Genomic DNA, 17,527 nt, shown 5'->3' with positions numbered 1-17,527 from the left:
CGAGCGCACGATGCAGATTGCCATTATTGGGGCGGGTGTAAGTGGTTTACTCTCAGCCCTAGAACTGATTCAACAGGGCTGTTCAGTCACGATTTTTGACCAGCAACACGCAGGTAAGGCTGCATCATGGGCAGGTGGTGGCATTTTGTCGCCCATGTATCCGTGGCGCTACCCTACTGCGGTAAATCAGCTCGCCCAATATGGTAAGGCGCTCTATCAGGAATACAATGAACGACTGTTTCCAGTCACCAAAATTGATTTTCAGATTCAGCATACAGGTATGCTGATTTTTGACCCTGAAGATTTTGCGATTGGTCAAAGCTATGCACAGCGTCATCAAGAACCGATGCAATATGCCGAATTACTTCAGGGGCAACAACTACATCACATTAATCCGCAGATTTCTGAACAATTTCAGCAAGCGCTATTTTTTCCGCATTTGTCCAATATACGCAATCCACGTGTGTTGCAGTCCTTGATTGTCTATTTAAAACAGCAACCACAAGTCAAATTTGTAGAACATTGCGCGATTCGTAAATTACACATTCAAAATCAAAAAGTCACTGCCGTTCACATGGAAAATGGTGAAAAATTTGCTGCCGATCAGGTAGTGCTCGCCACAGGAGCTTGGAGTCAGGCATGGGCTGAACCACTGGATTTAAATATTCCTGTCAAACCTGTGCACGGGCAAATGGCACTGTTTAAAACGCCTGAAAACTGGCTACCCACCATGTGTATGAATAAAGTCATGTACCTGATTCCACGGCGTGACGGGCATATTGTCTGTGGTTCAAGCATGAATGATTTTGGTTTTGACAACACGCCGAAAGCCGATATTCAGCAAAATATTGTCGATGCTGTATTGGAAATGGTGCCTGCACTGGCGCAATTTCCACTGGTCGATCAATGGGCAGGGCTACGTCCAAGCTCTCCAAATGGCGTGCCCTATATCGGACAAATCCCTGAAGTGGACAACTTATGGGCCAACTTTGGACATTTCCGTAATGGTTTATGCATGGGCCCTGCGGCAGCGCGTTTACTGCGTCAACTGATGCTCAAGCAAACTACCTTGGTCGATCCAACTGCCTACTCACCTGAACGCCTGCTGCATCCTGAAATGGCTTAAATTCAACCTAAAATCTGATGCAAGGCCTGATCTAGCGTTGGGTAATGAAAATGATAGCCTGCATTCAGTAGGGCTTTAGGCTGGACAAACTGACCATTTAAAATCAGTTGTGATTGCTCACCCATCAAGCATTTAAAAGCTATACTTGGCGCAGTGAGTAGCGGTCGAACCTGTAAGCAATGTGCAGCACACTGTACAAACTGCTGTTGTGTGATCTGCTCAGGCGATACGACATTGAAAATCTGTGCGGCAGGTCGATGACGCATCAAAAACTCAATCGCTCCAAGCACATCAGCAATATGCACCCACGTCACAGGCTGGCGACCATGTCCAATTTTTCCCGCCAGTCGCCATTTGATTGGCTGTAACATCTGCGGCAAGATACCCCCTTTCTTCGCAAAAACAACCCCTAAACGAATGATCTTAATGGGATACTGCTCTTTATAAGCCAATGCTGCCTGCTCCCATTGCTGACAAAGCTCTGACATAAAAATCGCTTGAGGTGCAGCTGTTTCATCACAAATTTTTGTCCACCGTTCAGATTCGTCTATACCATAATAGCCAATCGCTGAACCTGAAATAATCAGTTGAGGTTGTTGTCGTTGCTGTTGTAGCCAGTAGAAGAGCTGCCTACTGGTCTGGACTCGGCTATCAATCAACTGCTGCTTACGGCGAGCTGTCCAACGCCCCTTACCAATACTCTCTCCAGCCAAATTAATTACATAATCAATCACTTCACCATTGGCTTGCTGTAAATCTTGAATCCAATGCAGATTGGCTTGATGTGAAACCCGTTGATGACGACTCAAAGCAATCACACGATACTGACGTTCAAGCAAATCAGGTAATAAATAGCTACCAATAAAACCAGATGCACCTGTAACCAAAACCGTCGGAGTGAGCATATCTTCTTCTCCCGATACAATTTATATTTTTCTAGAATGATTTAAATATAACATGAGTTGTTTAATTCTTCAGCGAAGTTAATTTTTTTGAATTTTTTTTGCTTTTTTTCATTTTTCTTGTCAACCATTGCCAAACTGATGACGTTATATAGGGTACAAGGTCAGTAGCAACCGAAGTTTTTTGCACGGCATCCGCAAAAGTTAAACTTCGGTGACCTTAAACTCCAACATTTGTTCCTCGGGTAAATTAAAACAAAAACCCGTTGTACGAAGTACTTTAGACCAACGATTTATCATCACTCAAATCGTTGGTCTTATTTTTTTCTAGATCTCTTTTTTTCATCATATTCCATCTCTGATGTATTGTATATGGAGATCAGTCGCACAAAAAACAATATACGTGATTATATAAAATATCTGATTTCTTATGGCTTAAATCAGGAAAATTCTTCTTTAAAATAAACCTTTAAAACATACTTACAATAAAGATTTAAACACAAATTTGATGCTTTAATGAACAGAGCATCATTCAAAAAATATATCTCCGATCTGATTTTAACTCAGCATATCTAGCGGAAAAAAAATTTCAAATTAAGACCCTATGATGCCAATTTCTTCGTTCTCCTGTAAGGCTTTATGCTACCTTAGGAACATTCATCGGCAGGACTTTTCACTTTATGAGCGTGCATTTTCTTCATACCTCAGACTGGCATTTGGGACAGTTTTTTTATAACCACTCGCGCCACTATGAACATGAACAATTTCTGGCATGGCTCATTCAGCAGATCAAAGACAAACAACCGCACGCCCTCCTGATTGCAGGGGATATTTTCGATGTCATCAACCCCAGCTCTCAGGCACAAAAGCAGCTTTATCAGTTCCTTGCCGATGCACATGACGCTGCACCACACATGCAAACCCTGATGATTGCAGGTAACCATGACTCAGGCTATCGGATTGAACAGGTTGAACCACTGCTCGAAAAATACAATGCCAAAGCGGTCGGTGTCATTCGATGGAATGACGATAAAAGCCTGAATACCGAACGGCTAATTTTGCCAATTTACGATGTACAAAAAAATATTGTGGCATGGTGTGTGGCACTGCCGTTTTTACGTTCTGCTGAAATTACAGGGCTGAATGATCAGACCAGTACCAGCCAATCCGCGATTGAATATCTGCACCACACCTTAATTGAAGAAGCCAAACGTAAAAAAACACCTGAACAAGCGCTGATTTTAATGTCACATGCCCATATGCAAGGTGCAGAAACTTCAGACTCAGAACGCCCGATTATTATTGGCAATGAAGAAGCCTTATCGACTACTTTATTTGACGATGCGATTGATTATGTCGCACTGGGACATTTGCACAAACCGCAAAAAGTCGGGCAAGCGCATATCCGCTATAGTGGTTCACCCATTCCCCTGTCCTTTAGTGAAATTCGCTATAAACACCAGATTGTCGATGTGCGGCTTGACCCACAAAATACCGAGCAGTCGTATCAGTTTGATGCCGTTGCCGTACCGCGCAGCATTCAACTGATCGCCATTCGTGGCAGTCTGGAAGATGTCTTTGCCCAGTTACAGGCACTGCCACACGGCGAAATTGACGAGATCGAACAGCGCGAATATGTCGATATTGAATACCATACCACTCAGCCGCCTGCCCTGAATTTACGCCAACAGTTTGAAGATGCCTTACCGAAAAATCGCTATCGACTGGTGCGGATTTCACGCCAATATTTGCCCAATGAGCAGCAACCTGAGCAGGCAGCACATTTAAGTTTAGAGCCGCCAACGCCTGAAAAACTATTTCAAACTTTGTGGCAAAAACAGGGCTACGAAGCCGATGCAAGCGTGCTTAAAGATTTTCAGCTTCTCATTGAACAAGCCCAACATGCCCTCGACGATGAACCCTCTGCTTAAGGATTGACCATGAAAATTTTATCTATTCGTATAAAAAATTTGGCGTCCCTTGCAGGTGAACAGTGCATTGATTTTGAATCTCAACCGTTGGCCAATGCAGGGCTGATCGCGATTACAGGTAAAACAGGCGCAGGTAAATCTACCATTTTAGATGCCATGTGCCTTGCCCTATTTAATAAAATACCGCGTCTCAAAGAAAGCGATGGCAAACTGCAAGACGTCGATGGTTCAGAGTTACTCACCAACTCACCGCTCACCGTATTAAGACGTGGGACGGGACACGGTTTTGCCGAAGTCAGTTTTATTGCACCCGACCAAAAGCGTTATCTGGCACGTTGGGAACTGAAACGCGCCCGTGAAAATCCAAACGCAAAATTGCAAAGTGTGCAACGTTCTCTCACTTGCCTGACAGATAGCGTGGTGATTGCCGATAAAACCAAAGCAGTCGATGAAAATATTAAAAACATTACCCAGTTATCCTTTGAACAATTTACTCGTGCAGTTCTCCTTGCACAGTCTGAAGTCACGGCATTTTTAAAAGCACGTGACAGTGAACGGGGCGAACTACTGGAATACCTGACCAACTCGGCAATTTTTGCCAAAATCGGGCAACTGGCATTTGAAAAAACCCGTGAAATCAGCAAACAGCGCAAAGAACTGGAAAATGTACTCGGACATATTGAAATTTTGTCCGATGATGCTGTAGCTGAACTCAACGAGCAACTGCAACAGCGCAATGAAAAGCTGAAAACACTGGAGACTGAAAGAACCTTACTTGAGCAATATCAACGCTGGTTTACCCAGCAGCAAAAATTGGAAAATGATGTTCAGCAACGTCAGCAACATCAGCTTGAGCAGCAACAAAAAGTCGAGCAACTCAGTACTGAACGTGAGCAACTCAAGCAACTTGAAACTTTTGCGTCTATCCGCTCAAGCGTGATTCAACAGCAAAAAACGCAGGCAGAACTGAATCAGTTACAACCCAAAATTCAATCTGCTGAATCGTTATTTTCTGAGGTTGAAAAAAGTTTTAGCCAAGAAAAAAATACGTTTCAAACCGTTGATGCTCAGCTTAAAACTCAACTACATTTTGAGCAAATGTATAAAGTACAACTGGATCAGGTACGCGACTGTATTCGAGATCGTAAGCTGATAGGTGAACAATTTAAAAAGGCTGAAGCAAAGTTTAATCAATTAAAACAAGATTTGGAGCCACTCTTACAACAGCAAAACCAATTACAAACGGAATGCGATCAACTCAATAACCAACAAGAACAAATCACGCAACAGCTTGAACAGACTGGACAATTCGCCCGTTTAGACCAAGGCATTGCAGCATATCTTTCACCACTACAACGCTTTATTCAGCAATTACATAACTTCGAACAGCAGTACGGTGAATTCAACACGGCGCAAATGCAGTTAAGTGAAAAACAGCAACAACTCGCATTGCTAAAACAGCACGCTGGTGATGAACAAAGCATTGATCAGCAGTTAACACAGCTCCGCGAAAAACATGGGGAAAATATAGATAAAAACTATCGACTCAATACCATCACAACCCAATTTCAACAGTATCTACAGCTTGATTTAGAGACCAACAAGGTTCAAGCAACCTGCGAGGAACTGACGCAAAAGATTCAGCACAGCATCCAACAACTGGAGAAAAGTGAGCAGCAATATCACACGCAAAAACAACAGCGTGAGCAGTTGCAACAGATGTTGCAGCAACAACGTTTGCTACATACTGAACATATTGAAAAGCTACGTGAACAATTGGTCGATGGTGAAGCCTGTTTAGTCTGTGGCAGTACAGAGCATCCCTTTAAAACGGATCATTCTGCACTTTCCAATGAGCTGTTTCATTTACAGCAACAGCAAGAACAACACGCATTGCAACTTGAGCAAGAACTCTTTCAAACGTGGCAACAGACACAGCAAACGCATATCCAAAACAGCGCGGCACTCACTCAACAGCAAGCACAACTGAATCGCTTAACAACTGAACGAGAAAAGCAAGAACAAGCCATTCAGCATGCCTGTACCGAAGCGCAGATCCAACTCGATCTTGCTCAATCACCTAAGTCAAATCAGCAACAACTTACACAAACGATGCAAAATCTTCAGCTCGACCAACAAAAAATTGAGCAAACGATTCAACAACTGGGTGATACTCAAAAACAGCAACGCACCCTCGCCCAAAGCATTCAACAGCTCTCGCAACAGATGTCTGTCATTCAACAGTCCGAGCAAGCCCTTGATGATCTGCTTGAGTTACTCAGTACCGAACAACGTGTCACTTGGCAAAAACACACTTTAAATACTGCTCAAAACATTATGCAACTGCTCCATCAGCGTCATCAGCATTTACAGTACATTGACTCACTGATGCAGCAGCTCAATGCGAAAATGCAGGACTTAAAACAAAAATCATTACAAGTCGAACATCAACAGACACAACTCCAACAGGCTAAAAACGAGCAAGAACAATTTGAAAAGCAAGGCAAAGAAAATACAAGTCAAGCCATTCAACTGATTTTTGAGATCACGCAAGTACAAATTGAAAAGCCGTGTAAATGGCTCAAGCAGTATGATGAGCAGCGTCAAAAATTACAGCTTGAATTTAATCGAGTGCGTGAACGCTTTGAACAAGTGCGCGATCAGTTTGATGCACAGCAGCGTCTACTCGATCAGCTCAAAACACAACAGCAACAAGTCACCGCACAGCATCAAAATGCTACCCTTGAAATCGAACAGTGGCTCAAACAACATGCTGATTTTGATACGATACAGCTTGTGCAACTGCAAAGCATTACACCTGAACAGATTCAGCAGATGCGCCAACACGTACACATGGCTGAACGAGAGTTAGCAGATGCATTTGCTGCACTCAAAGCTATTCGGGAGCAATTACAGCAACATTTAACCCAACAACCTGCCATCGAGTTTGCACAACTCCAAACTGAACTCACCGCTCTGCTTGAAACACTGCAACGCACTCAAGTACAACGAGATGAGGTCAGACTCAAACTGGAATTGCATCAGCGCAATCTGGAAAAGCAGCAGCAATTTGCCAAACAGATTCAAAACATCCAGCAGGAAGAACATCGCTGGGGCAAAATTTCAGGCTTAATGGGTGACTCGACTGGTAAAAAATTCCGCGACTTTGCCCAGCAATATAATCTGGACATTCTGCTCGAATATGCCAATCAGCAACTGGCTATGCTTTCGCAGCGCTATACCCTGAAACGCCTAGATAATTCGTTGAGCCTTGCGATTATCGACCATGACATGGATGGTGAAGTGCGTTCAGTTGCTTCGTTGTCGGGTGGTGAATCTTTCCTGACCGCCCTCTCCTTGTCACTGGCAATTGCCAACATGGCATCGGGTTCCATGAAAATTGAATCACTATTTATTGATGAAGGCTTTGGTACGCTCGATGCTTCGTCACTGCACATGGTGATGAATGCCCTCGACCAATTGCAAAATCAGGGACGTAAAGTGGTGCTAATCTCGCATATTCAAGACATGCATGAACGCATTCCTGTGCAAATTCAGGTACAACCACTGGGTTCAGGGGCTAGTCAGATCGAAATTGTGGGATAAGAAAAAGAGCCGTTGAAACAAAAATCGTGCGGGCGCCAAAGTGGTCAACCATCCAGCCACTCATCGGAATAAAAATGGCTACCGCCAGTAAATAAGCACTGATTCCGATATTTAGATCAATTGCTGTGGCATGAAAACTTTGAGCCAGTGCGGGTAAAACTGCGGTGATAATGGTGGCATCCAGATTCTCCATAAAGAATATGACAGCCACCAACAACGCTGTCCATTTTATTTTTGTTTGACTCAAAACTCCCTCTCCAATTATTTTTGGTAGTCGCGCGCTCCAAACAGTGCCGTACCGATGCGTACCATAGTTGAACCTGCGGCAATGGCAGCTTCAAGATCTCCCGACATGCCCATGCTTAAGGTATCCCAATCTTCAGGATGTGTATGTTGTACTTTAACTTTTTCAAACAAGGCTTGAGCATCGCTAAAAGCTTGCTGATTATTTGGTGCAGGAATCACCATCAGGCCACGCAAACGTAAATTTGCAAGCTGGCTGATCTGTTTGACTAAACTTGCGACTTCTTCAGGCGCACAGCCATCTTTCGTATCCTGTCCATCAATATTGACCTGTAAGCAGATATTAAGCGGCTGAGCCGTCTCTGCTCGCTGGCTCGACAAGCGCTCAGCAATAATTAAACGGTCAACCCCATGGACCCAGTCAAATTTCTCAGCCAAATGCTTGGTTTTATTGCGCTGTACATGCCCAATAAAATGCCACTCAATTGCGAGGTCTTGTAATGCTTCAATTTTATCAAGTGCTTCTTGTAAATAATTTTCCCCAAATGCACGTTGCCCCGTTGCATACATGGCACGTAAAGCTTCACTCGGATGGGTTTTCGACACCGCAAGCAACTGGACTTGATCAGCAGAACGACCAGATTGTGTGCATGCATGCTGGATTTGATGCAATACAGCATCACGCGATTCTTGGTAATGATTCATAAACAGGCATCTCTCAAGATTTTTCATGATTTGCAGTGGAAAGTATTGGTTAGATGTTTTGAAAATCGTTATTATTTTACAAAAATAACGAACACTTTGGGGCAAGAATGGATATTACAGAATTACTGGCTTTTTCTGCAAAAAATGGGGCGTCAGATTTACACCTTTCAGCAGGTCTCCCACCCATGATTCGTATCGACGGTGAAGTACGTCGCATCAATCTTCCTGCACTAGAGCATAAAGATGTCCATCGTCTCATTTACGATATCATGAACGATAAACAACGCCACGATTATGAAGAAAAGCTCGAAACTGACTTTTCTTTTGAAGTCCCTGGGGTTGCACGTTTCCGTGTCAACGCATTTAACCAAAACCGTGGCGCAGGCGCTGTATTTCGTACCATTCCATCTAAAATTTTGACGATGGATGATTTGGGTTTGGGCAATATTTTTAAAGAAATTTGCGAATTCCCCCGGGGTATTGTGTTAGTCACAGGGCCAACAGGTTCGGGGAAATCTACAACGCTCGCAGCCATGCTCGATTATATTAATGACAATCGTTATGACCACATCTTAACCGTCGAAGACCCAATCGAATTTGTACATCCTTCTAAAAAATGTCTGATCAATCAGCGTGAAGTTCACCGTGACACGCATGGCTTTAACGAAGCACTGCGTTCGGCACTGCGTGAAGACCCTGACATTATTTTGGTGGGTGAGATGCGTGACTTGGAAACCATTCGTTTGGCACTGACTGCGGCAGAAACAGGTCACTTGGTCTTTGGAACACTCCATACCACCTCAGCAGCAAAAACCATTGACCGTGTAATTGACGTATTCCCTGCTGAAGAAAAAGACATGGTTCGTGCGATGTTGTCTGAATCTTTACAAGCGGTCATTTCACAAACCCTGCTGAAAAAGACAGGTGGTGGTCGTGTCGCAGCCCATGAAATCATGCTGGGTGTGCCTGCAATTCGTAACCTGATTCGTGAAAACAAAGTCGCGCAAATGTACTCAGCCATTCAAACAGGTGCAAACCAAGGTATGACCACACTCGATCAAAGTTTAAAAACATTGGTGAGCAAAGGTGTGATTACCAAAGATGTCGCACGGACTGCTGCAAAACAACCAGAAACATTTATGTAGTTTAAGGAATAAGAATTTTTCATGGCTATGGATTTTAATGACTTACTCAACTTAATGAGTGAGAAAAAAGCATCGGACTTATTTATTACTGCCGATGTTGAACCATCAATGAAAATTAATGGGCAACTCACGCCCATTTCATCGACCAAACTCACAGGCGAAATTGTTGATCAACTCATTTACTCGATCATGAGTGAAAAACAGCGTCAGGAATTTCGTGAAACCCGTGAATGCAACTTTGCCATTACCAACCGCGAACAAAGCCGCCGTTACCGTGTCAGTGCCTTTTACCAACGTGATTTACCAGGCATGGTATTACGTCGTATTGAACATCACATCCCAACGGTAGATGATCTACGACTCCCGCCTGTACTCAAAGATCTCGTGATGTCTAAACGCGGTATTATTATCTTTGTCGGGGCAACAGGTACAGGTAAATCGACCTCTTTGGCTGCACTTTTGGGTTATCGAAACCACAACTCAAAAGGGCATATTATTACCATTGAAGACCCAATTGAGTTCGTGCATCAGCATGCAGGTTGTATCATGACTCAACGTGAAGTCGGAATTGATACCAACTCATTTGAAGTCGCACTAAAAAATACTTTACGTCAAGCACCTGATGTCATCTTGATTGGTGAGATTCGTACCAAAGAAGTGATGGACTATGCGATTGCATTTGCTGAAACAGGTCACTTGGTTCTTGCAACCCTGCATGCCAACAACGCCAACCAAGCCTTAGAGCGGATTATTCACTTCTTTGAAACAGAACGTCATGAGCAGATTTATCTGGATTTATCGCTCAACTTACGTGCTGTGGTTGCCCAGCAACTAGTACCAACTGTTGATGGTAATTCACGTCGTGCAGCGATTGAAGTCATGATCAATAGTCCATTGATGTCCGATTACATTCGTAAAGGTGAAACACACGAATTAAAAGCACTAATGACTCGTTCACGGGAACTGGGAATGCAGACCTTTGACCAAGCCTTGTTTGACCTTTATAAAGCCAAAGAGATTACTTACAAAGATGCACTTCGCCATGCTGACTCACCAAATGATCTACGCTTACAGATCAAACTATCAGAAGATGGTGCTGATGAACTGATGAATGCAACCAGTAAAATCACCTTTGACGGTCAGTAAGCCATCAATAAAAAAGGCATTTCTTGAAGAAATGCCTTTTTTATTTGTTATATTTATGTAGGAATTACTTCTTACGTGAAGCCTCTTGGCATTCTGTCGCATCGCAATAACCATATAAATTTAACGAGTGACCTGTTAAGGTAAACCCATATTTTTTTGCAACTTCATGTTGCTCGTGTTCAATCACTTCATTTGTAAATTCAAGCACTTTGTTGCAGTTTTGGCACACAAGATGATCATGATGATCTTCTTGCATAATTTCAAAAACTGAGTGATTATTTTCAAAATGATGACGCTGAATAATACCTGCCGCTTCAAATTGTGTTAACACGCGATATACGGTTGCTAGGCCAACATCTTCACCTTGATCAAGTAATGTTTTATAAATGTCTTCAGCGCTCAAATGATGTTGTTTTGAGTTTTCAAGTAATTCCAATATCTTAATTCTTGGAAGGGTTACTTTAAGTCCTGCTTTACGTAAATCTTGATTCGAAATGGGCATGAAAAAGTCTCTCAACAATTTTTTAAGTTGGAATATGCAACAGAGTTTAGATGCAGTATGATCTATCCCTAGATTAAATGCATCACAATTGATTTGGATAGTGTAGCAAAAATGCAAAAAATTATGTTGACGACCTTACTCGTCAGTTCATTGCTTGCCGGCTGTGTCTATAAAATAGATATTCCTCAAGGGACACCTTTAACTAAAGCCCAAGCTTCACAAGTACACGTTGGAATGAGTTACCAACAGGTTCGTTTCTTGCTTGGCAGTCCGACCATTACTGATCCACTGAATCCAGAACGTTGGGATTATGTTTACAATTATATCCCAGGAACTTATGCGAAAAAAGCCAAGATTCCTGCCGCACATGGACAGCATTTAAGTATCTATTTTGACAAGGCTGGTGTAGTCAACAAAATTGAAGGTTTAGACAGCTTGCCAGATGCTCAGCCAGGATTACCCCCTTCTAAAGATGCAATCCTTTCAGCGCAGCCATTATAATCGATCTATGGCATGCTTAAAAGAAAACCTCAATCAAATGATTGAGGTTTTCTTTAATTATGAAGATCGTTTAAACCGATTTCCTTTGCCATAACGCCCAACTGGGTGATTTGCAGCTCGATTTCGCCGAATCTCTTTGGGATTAATGGTTAATGCCCGATAAATCTCAACCCGATCACCCACCTGTAATAAATGATCCTGACTAATTTTAGTCCCAAAAATTCCCAGTTGTAGTGGTGTTTCAAATAGTTCTCGCTCTGCCAAACCACTTTTTGCAATCGCATCTTGTGCTGTCATGCCTTCTTCAAATTCAACAGCCAAATAATATTGCTGCTGTGCAGTTGCATAAGCCACCCAAACCTGCTGCATTAAATTGCTCCTAATACAACAGCCACCATCGCAATAACAATCGCAAGAGGCGAAAGAATGCGTACTGCAATCCGCCACAGGTTATATGTTGTTTCTTGAGCAAAGTTTAAAGATTTACGTAAATGACTGATTTTCATCAACCAACCGACAAAAATGGCATACAACAAACAGATCAACAATCCCCAAAGCATCAAAACTGTGTTGAGCACCAGTACGATTGCCATACATGCCCATGTGAAGAGTGGTAATAGTAAAATAACCCACTGCATCACTACGCCAATTTGGCGCTGTTGTAATTGTTCACGTGCCAGTTGCAACAAACTTGCAGCAGCAGCCACACTACCTAGCAATACGGTTATCGCAGGGATCTGTGCTTGTACCGCAAAAAATCCAAATAAAACCACCGCCAGCACTTGTGCTATCCATACGGGCACAGCGCTTGGGGTCGCTTGTTCTGTATTTTTAATTTGCAATAAACTCGTTTGGGCATAAATACCCAACCCTAAACCTGTTGAAACAAGTGCTAAAACAACGGCATATCCCCATTCTGAGAACTGAAATGCGGTCATGTGCCATGCGGATAAACTGATCGGAAAGATATGACTGCAGACCAATGAGATCAATACCATCACAACTGCAACCACAGCTAAAATCAAACGCGGTAAAAATGAAGCAGCAACCGCAATAACAGCCACAGCAGCCACTAAAATATTATCAGGCATCGGCAAGGCAAGATAATGTGCAGCCGTATAACCTGCATTTGCAACTAATGCACCTGCCAAAAATGGCATAAACACCACAGCCAGCCAACCCGCAATACGCCAACGTGCGGATACATCAGCTTCACGCGTTAAACTCATTAAAGCCTGTAAAGCTGTCGTTTTGGCACGCTTCACCAAAGCCACTTCCAAATAGGCAAATGGCAATGCCAAAACCACCATTAATACGAGCCATAATGCCCAAAAATCGAGCTGGCGATCCTTTTGAATCCCCACCACTGGCGCAAGCGTGGTGATCAACAAAAATGATAAACAAAACGCCATCAGTGGCGATAACCATCGTGACATAGGTCTGTCCTGCATCCGAAGTTTAAAAATAATGAGCTATTTTGCCTTTGTCATGGCTGAAAATCAAAGTTTGTAGAAAAAAGAAATCATTGCCGAAGCAATGATTTGTGGCGTAAGTTTCAAGCTGTAGTTTTTTATGATTATTCTTTTTTATTATTTTCAATTTTTATGAGAAGAATCGAGCAAACCAATTCTTGCCTTTTTTCTTTTCGTGTTCACGAATAATGCCTTTCATGTTTTCTTTGACTGCACCAACATAGTCCGCATCATCGTGTTGAATGTGATTAATCAACCATTTTGTTAGAATTTGATGTAACTCATCTTCAATGGCTTGTCCCATCACAAAACGATCACGATAGTCTTCGATTTTTTTAATAAACAAGTCATGTACACGCTTATGAGGCACACGGTACTTATAACCCGCTTCATCTTGAAGGCTTTCTTCAAAGGTAAAGTGTGACTGAGTGTAATCAATAATATTGTCTAATACTTCTTTGATTTGATTACGATCACGAGTAAAACGCACATCTTCGATTTGATTGATATAATCGAGAATACGTTTATGTTGATCGTCAATCACGTCAATACCCGTATTGTATTCAGAGCGCCAATTCATTTTCATAGTGGGGGCTGCCTAATGCATCTATGTTTCATTTTTGCGGCATAATAAACAAAAAATGATCAATAAAAAACCAAGTAAAACCCTCAGAATTAAAGTAATTTTCACTAATTATTTGATAAAAATAAGAAAACACTTTATAACCAACCAAAAGAGTCAAGTATTTTTTAATCAATTCAATTACTTATATATTGATTCTTTACCAAATATAAAAATATTGTCTATGTTTTTAATATAAATCTGCTTTGGTGACACGGCGTAAAGAGGGATCTTGAGCCTCACGAATCAAGCGCTGAACTTCAGTCATGGCATGTAAAATTGGGCGCCCCTGCTGAAATAAAATCATTTCCCCTGCCTGAAAAGCTGTCCACTGTTCATTTTGAGTCAAAGGCTCTGTGGTAATGACTGCCACACGGTCATCAGGCGTGGTGACTTCACTAAAATCCACTTCAACATCTAGATCAATCAGATGTGCATGCTGAAACGGATATTCACGTACAATCCAATGCAGCTTGGTTGTCGCATAACTCCACAAGGCTTGCCCATTGGATAAACAGAAGTTGAATGTACCATGCTCTGCAATTTGTGGCGCAATTTCTTGTAAAACCTGAAAAATATCTTGAATCGATGGCTCTTGATAACCAAAACGTTCCACCAACTGATCGAGGAGAAAGCAAAAGGCATATTCGCTGTCAGTATTTCCCACAGGCGTAAAACGCCCACTCAGTTCAGGCTGAAATCCATGCAGATCACCATTATGTGCAAAAATCCAGTGACGCCCCCACAATTCCCGTAAAAATGGATGTGAGTTTTCAAGAGTAATTTTGCCTTGTGTGGCTTTGCGAATATGGGCAATCACATTGCGGGATTTAATTGGATAATTGCGGATTAAGTCAGCAATTGGGGATTCAACCGCAGACTGATTATCCACAAATAAACGGCAGGCTTTGTCTTCAAAAAAAGCAATGCCGAAACCATCGCAGTGATCAGAGGTAATTCCCGCACGTTGTGAAAACCCTCGGAACGAGAAAGTAATATCGGTCGGTGTTGCACAATTCATTCCGAGTAGCTGGCACATGCTGAAATCTTCTTACAATCAAATACATCTCTAAAGAATGTAACGGATGCCGTGCAGATCTGCAAATGCGTTTTTTCGCAGTCTTTATGAAAAATAATGCTAAAATAAATCTAATAACCACATTTATCGAATAATAATTTTTTGAGTCAAAAAAAACCGCATTACTGCGGTTTCTTAAATCTAAGCTTACAGATGTGCAGCTTTAGCACGGTTGGTAATCAGTGTCCCCACCCCGTGATCGGTAAAGATTTCAAGCAAAGTCGCATGTGGCACACGTCCATCAACAATATGTGCACTCACCACACCGCCTTTTACCGCATCAAGTGCGCAACTCACTTTCGGAATCATACCACCATAAATCACGCCTGTTTCGATCAGTTGATCGACTTCATGCGTAGTTAAACCAGTCAGCAGATTTTTATTTTCATCCAGTACACCACTAATGTTGGTCAACAAAATCAGTTTTTCTGCACCCAATGCTTCAGCGACTTTACCTGCCACCAAGTCTGCATTGATGTTGTAGGTATTGCCTTGTTCGTCGACACCGAGTGGTGCAATCACAGGAATAAAATCGCTTTGGGTAAACATTTGCAAAACGTCAGTTTTCACACCAACCACTTCACCGACCATACCCAAATCAATTTCTTTGACAGAACCATCTTCATTCTGTTTTTTCATCAAAAGTTTGCGGGCGCGAAGTAAGTTACCGTCTTTACCTGTCAAACCAATGGCACGACCACCATGTTTATTAATCAAATTGACGATCGATTTGTTGACGCTACCACCGAGTACCATTTCTACCACTTCCATAGTGGCTTCATCGGTCACGCGCATCCCGTCAATACGGTCAGACTCTTGCCCTAGACGCTTGAGCAATGAATCCACTTGTGGCCCACCACCGTGGACAACAATCGGGTTTAAGCCAACAGTTTTAAGCAACACAATGTCTCGCGCAAAAGAGCTTTCAAGCTCAGGATCGGTCATGGCATTGCCACCATATTTCACCACAAGGGTTTTTCCTGAGAAACGTTGAATGTACGGCAAAGCTTCTGTTAAAACCTGTGCTTTGTCGAGGCCAGTGTGTTGGTGTGGCATGTGCCTCTCCTTATTGCGCGTTACAAATATCGTGTGCGATTTCTGGATATTTTTCGCTGAGCAGATATGCAAAGTTTTGGCGAATTTCATTTAAACGCAATGCACTACTGGCATCGAAGCGTACTGTTAAATATTCGCCAGTATTGGATGCTCGAATAATGCCAAAACCGTCATCAAAATCAAGCCTAACCCCGTCAATTTTGGTTAAATGCGCTGCAATTTTATGACTTTGTTGCTCAATATCTTGCAATATCTGAGCAGGATGATGCTGATAGGTTCGAATATAGGTGTCTTCTGTCGCGTAGCGTTCAGGAATTTGTCGCATTAATCCTGAAAAATGAGCTTCGGAACTTTGCGAAAAATATTCAATGGCACGCAGCGCAGCATATAAACCATCGTCATAGCCTTTACCGCGCCCATCATTAAAGACATAGTGCCCTGCGTATTCACCACCAAAAATCGCCTGCCCTTGGGAATGCGCAATATATTGACGTAAAAAAGTACTGCCTGTGCGAAGCATGTGAGGTATGCCAGCATACTGCTTGATCTGCTGAGTGACTAAATTGGAGCATTTCACATCAAAGACCACTTCACACTGTGGTTGCTGTTCAAGACACATTTTGGCAAATAAACACAGTAAGCGGTCGGCACGTAAAATCTCACCCGTTTCATCGACCATCACCACACGGTCGCCATCTCCATCAAGGGCAAAACCCAGATCTGCCTGTTGTTCACGTACCGTTTGGCAGAGTTTGAGCAAATGCTGTGCGGTTGAAGGATCAGGCGCATGCTCAGGAAATTCACCATTGGCTTCACAGCGCAGTGCAATCACCTGACAACCTAAACGCTGCAAAATCGCCACGGCATATTGACCTGCCGAGCCATATAAACCATCCACCACCACCTTGAGCGGTCGTGCCAAATGAATATCCTGTTGTAAGTACTGTAAATACTCAGCTTTAAACGATTCAATAAATTGATGTTTTTGCTCTGTAGATTGAATCGGTTCAGGATGTTGCGCGGCAAAGTGTTGTGCGGCTACAGCGACTTGCTGAATTTGCTCAGGAGATGATGGCTCACCCTGACACATCCATTTAATGCCATTATCACTTTTGGGGTTATGGCTCGCTGTCACCATTACGCCATTACCACCGTGCTGCATGGCAAAGAAATATAAACACGGCGTGGAACAACAGCCCAGTTCGATTACATTTAAGCCATTCTTTTTAAAAGTTTGCTGCAAAATCGTCGCATAGCTCGGACTGGTTAAGCGAGCATCATAACCAAGAACCACCGTAGCGACCTGATGTTGTAAGAATTGTTGAGAGAGCGCTTCAGCAATCGCTTGAATCACGTTTGGCGTCAAATTATTCAACTTGCCCCGAATATCGTAGGCACGGAAGATATGCGCAGGAAAATCATTTTTGTTTAACTGCATAAAATACTTTTTTCAGATCAATCATGAATAAATTGTGTAGGACAACCTCATGTT

General features: G+C 42.6%; 16 protein-coding genes. 6 read left to right on the top strand and 10 right to left on the bottom strand.

Annotation, left to right across the window (positions count from 1 at the left end):
• The first annotated feature begins 10 nt into the window (after positions 1 to 10).
• Positions 11 to 1,126 (top strand): glycine oxidase ThiO, encoded by a 1,116-nt coding sequence (gene thiO / locus GBN19_RS03705; RefSeq protein ID WP_151777223.1) that lies wholly within the window; start codon positions 11 to 13, stop codon positions 1,124 to 1,126.
• 2 nt (positions 1,127 to 1,128) lie between these two features.
• On the opposite strand, the gene GBN19_RS03700 is transcribed toward thiO, so the two are convergent.
• Positions 1,129 to 2,031, bottom strand: a complete 903-nt coding sequence (locus tag GBN19_RS03700; RefSeq protein ID WP_151777222.1) for a TIGR01777 family oxidoreductase — start codon at positions 2,029 to 2,031, stop codon at positions 1,129 to 1,131.
• Positions 2,032 to 2,708: 677 nt separating this feature from the next.
• On the opposite strand from GBN19_RS03700, the gene GBN19_RS03695 reads away from it, so the two are divergent.
• Together GBN19_RS03695 and GBN19_RS03690 are read left to right on the top strand one after the other, a co-directional pair.
• On the top strand, positions 2,709 to 3,959 hold the full coding sequence (locus tag GBN19_RS03695) for an exonuclease SbcCD subunit D C-terminal domain-containing protein (protein WP_151777221.1): 1,251 nt from the start codon (positions 2,709 to 2,711) through the stop codon (positions 3,957 to 3,959).
• A gap of 9 nt (positions 3,960 to 3,968) precedes the next feature.
• Positions 3,969 to 7,565 (top strand): AAA family ATPase, encoded by a 3,597-nt coding sequence (locus GBN19_RS03690; protein ID WP_151777220.1) that lies wholly within the window; start codon positions 3,969 to 3,971, stop codon positions 7,563 to 7,565.
• Here the strand turns inward: GBN19_RS03690 and GBN19_RS03685 are convergent.
• Both GBN19_RS03685 and GBN19_RS03680 read right to left on the bottom strand, forming a co-directional pair.
• A complete protein-coding gene (locus GBN19_RS03685; protein WP_228271204.1) occupies positions 7,540 to 7,812 on the bottom strand; it encodes an MFS transporter in 273 nt (90 codons plus the stop codon). The genes GBN19_RS03690 and GBN19_RS03685 overlap by 26 nt on opposite strands.
• A 14-nt stretch (positions 7,813 to 7,826) precedes the next feature.
• A complete protein-coding gene (locus tag GBN19_RS03680; RefSeq protein WP_151777219.1) occupies positions 7,827 to 8,513 on the bottom strand; it encodes a YggS family pyridoxal phosphate-dependent enzyme in 687 nt (228 codons plus the stop codon).
• A 107-nt stretch (positions 8,514 to 8,620) separates the two neighbouring features.
• Here GBN19_RS03680 and GBN19_RS03675 point away from each other — a divergent pair, with 107 nt between their 5' ends.
• Both GBN19_RS03675 and GBN19_RS03670 read left to right on the top strand, forming a co-directional pair.
• The gene (locus tag GBN19_RS03675; RefSeq protein WP_151777218.1) at positions 8,621 to 9,658 is read left to right on the top strand and encodes a type IV pilus twitching motility protein PilT; all 1,038 of its coding nucleotides are present in this window, start codon (positions 8,621 to 8,623) and stop codon (positions 9,656 to 9,658) included.
• 27 nt (positions 9,659 to 9,685) lie between these two features.
• Positions 9,686 to 10,804 carry a PilT/PilU family type 4a pilus ATPase gene (locus tag GBN19_RS03670; protein WP_151777235.1) on the top strand — a complete coding sequence of 373 codons (1,119 nt, stop codon included), beginning with the start codon at positions 9,686 to 9,688 and terminating at the stop codon, positions 10,802 to 10,804.
• 64 nt (positions 10,805 to 10,868) lie between these two features.
• Here the strand turns inward: GBN19_RS03670 and fur are convergent, their stop codons facing one another.
• Positions 10,869 to 11,306, bottom strand: a complete 438-nt coding sequence (gene fur / locus GBN19_RS03665) for a ferric iron uptake transcriptional regulator (protein WP_151709412.1) — start codon at positions 11,304 to 11,306, stop codon at positions 10,869 to 10,871.
• 111 nt (positions 11,307 to 11,417) lie between these two features.
• On the opposite strand from fur, the gene GBN19_RS03660 reads away from it, so the two are divergent.
• Positions 11,418 to 11,807, top strand: a complete 390-nt coding sequence (locus tag GBN19_RS03660; RefSeq protein ID WP_151777217.1) for an outer membrane protein assembly factor BamE — start codon at positions 11,418 to 11,420, stop codon at positions 11,805 to 11,807.
• Positions 11,808 to 11,864: 57 nt separating this feature from the next.
• Here GBN19_RS03660 and GBN19_RS03655 read toward each other — a convergent pair whose 3' ends face one another.
• The 6 genes from GBN19_RS03655 to GBN19_RS03630 all read right to left on the bottom strand — a co-directional run bounded on the left by GBN19_RS03655 (position 11,865) and on the right by GBN19_RS03630 (position 17,473).
• Complete coding sequence (locus tag GBN19_RS03655; RefSeq protein WP_151709410.1) at positions 11,865 to 12,176, bottom strand: RnfH family protein; 312 nt, start codon at positions 12,174 to 12,176, stop codon at positions 11,865 to 11,867.
• Entirely contained in the window at positions 12,176 to 13,243 is a 1,068-nt protein-coding gene (locus GBN19_RS03650) for a hypothetical protein (RefSeq protein WP_151777216.1), read from the bottom strand. Before GBN19_RS03650 ends, GBN19_RS03655 begins: the two co-directional genes overlap by 1 nt.
• A gap of 166 nt (positions 13,244 to 13,409) precedes the next feature.
• A complete protein-coding gene (locus GBN19_RS03645; protein WP_151709408.1) occupies positions 13,410 to 13,865 on the bottom strand; it encodes a bacteriohemerythrin in 456 nt (151 codons plus the stop codon).
• Positions 13,866 to 14,091: 226 nt separating this feature from the next.
• Positions 14,092 to 14,940, bottom strand: a complete 849-nt coding sequence (locus GBN19_RS03640) for a class II glutamine amidotransferase (protein ID WP_151777215.1) — start codon at positions 14,938 to 14,940, stop codon at positions 14,092 to 14,094.
• Positions 14,941 to 15,126: 186 nt separating this feature from the next.
• The gene (gene argB / locus GBN19_RS03635; RefSeq protein ID WP_151709406.1) at positions 15,127 to 16,035 is read right to left on the bottom strand and encodes an acetylglutamate kinase; all 909 of its coding nucleotides are present in this window, start codon (positions 16,033 to 16,035) and stop codon (positions 15,127 to 15,129) included.
• A 10-nt stretch (positions 16,036 to 16,045) separates the two neighbouring features.
• Positions 16,046 to 17,473 carry a phosphomannomutase/phosphoglucomutase gene (locus GBN19_RS03630; protein ID WP_151777214.1) on the bottom strand — a complete coding sequence of 476 codons (1,428 nt, stop codon included), beginning with the start codon at positions 17,471 to 17,473 and terminating at the stop codon, positions 16,046 to 16,048.
• Positions 17,474 to 17,527 lie beyond the last annotated feature (54 nt).

The sequence above is a fragment of the Acinetobacter brisouii genome (assembly GCF_008993995.1).
In the GTDB taxonomy this organism is placed as follows: Bacteria; Pseudomonadota; Gammaproteobacteria; order Pseudomonadales; family Moraxellaceae; genus Acinetobacter; species Acinetobacter brisouii_A.
The sequence above is the reverse complement of the archived record's forward strand: the minus strand, read 5'-3'. Positions and strand labels throughout refer to the sequence as shown.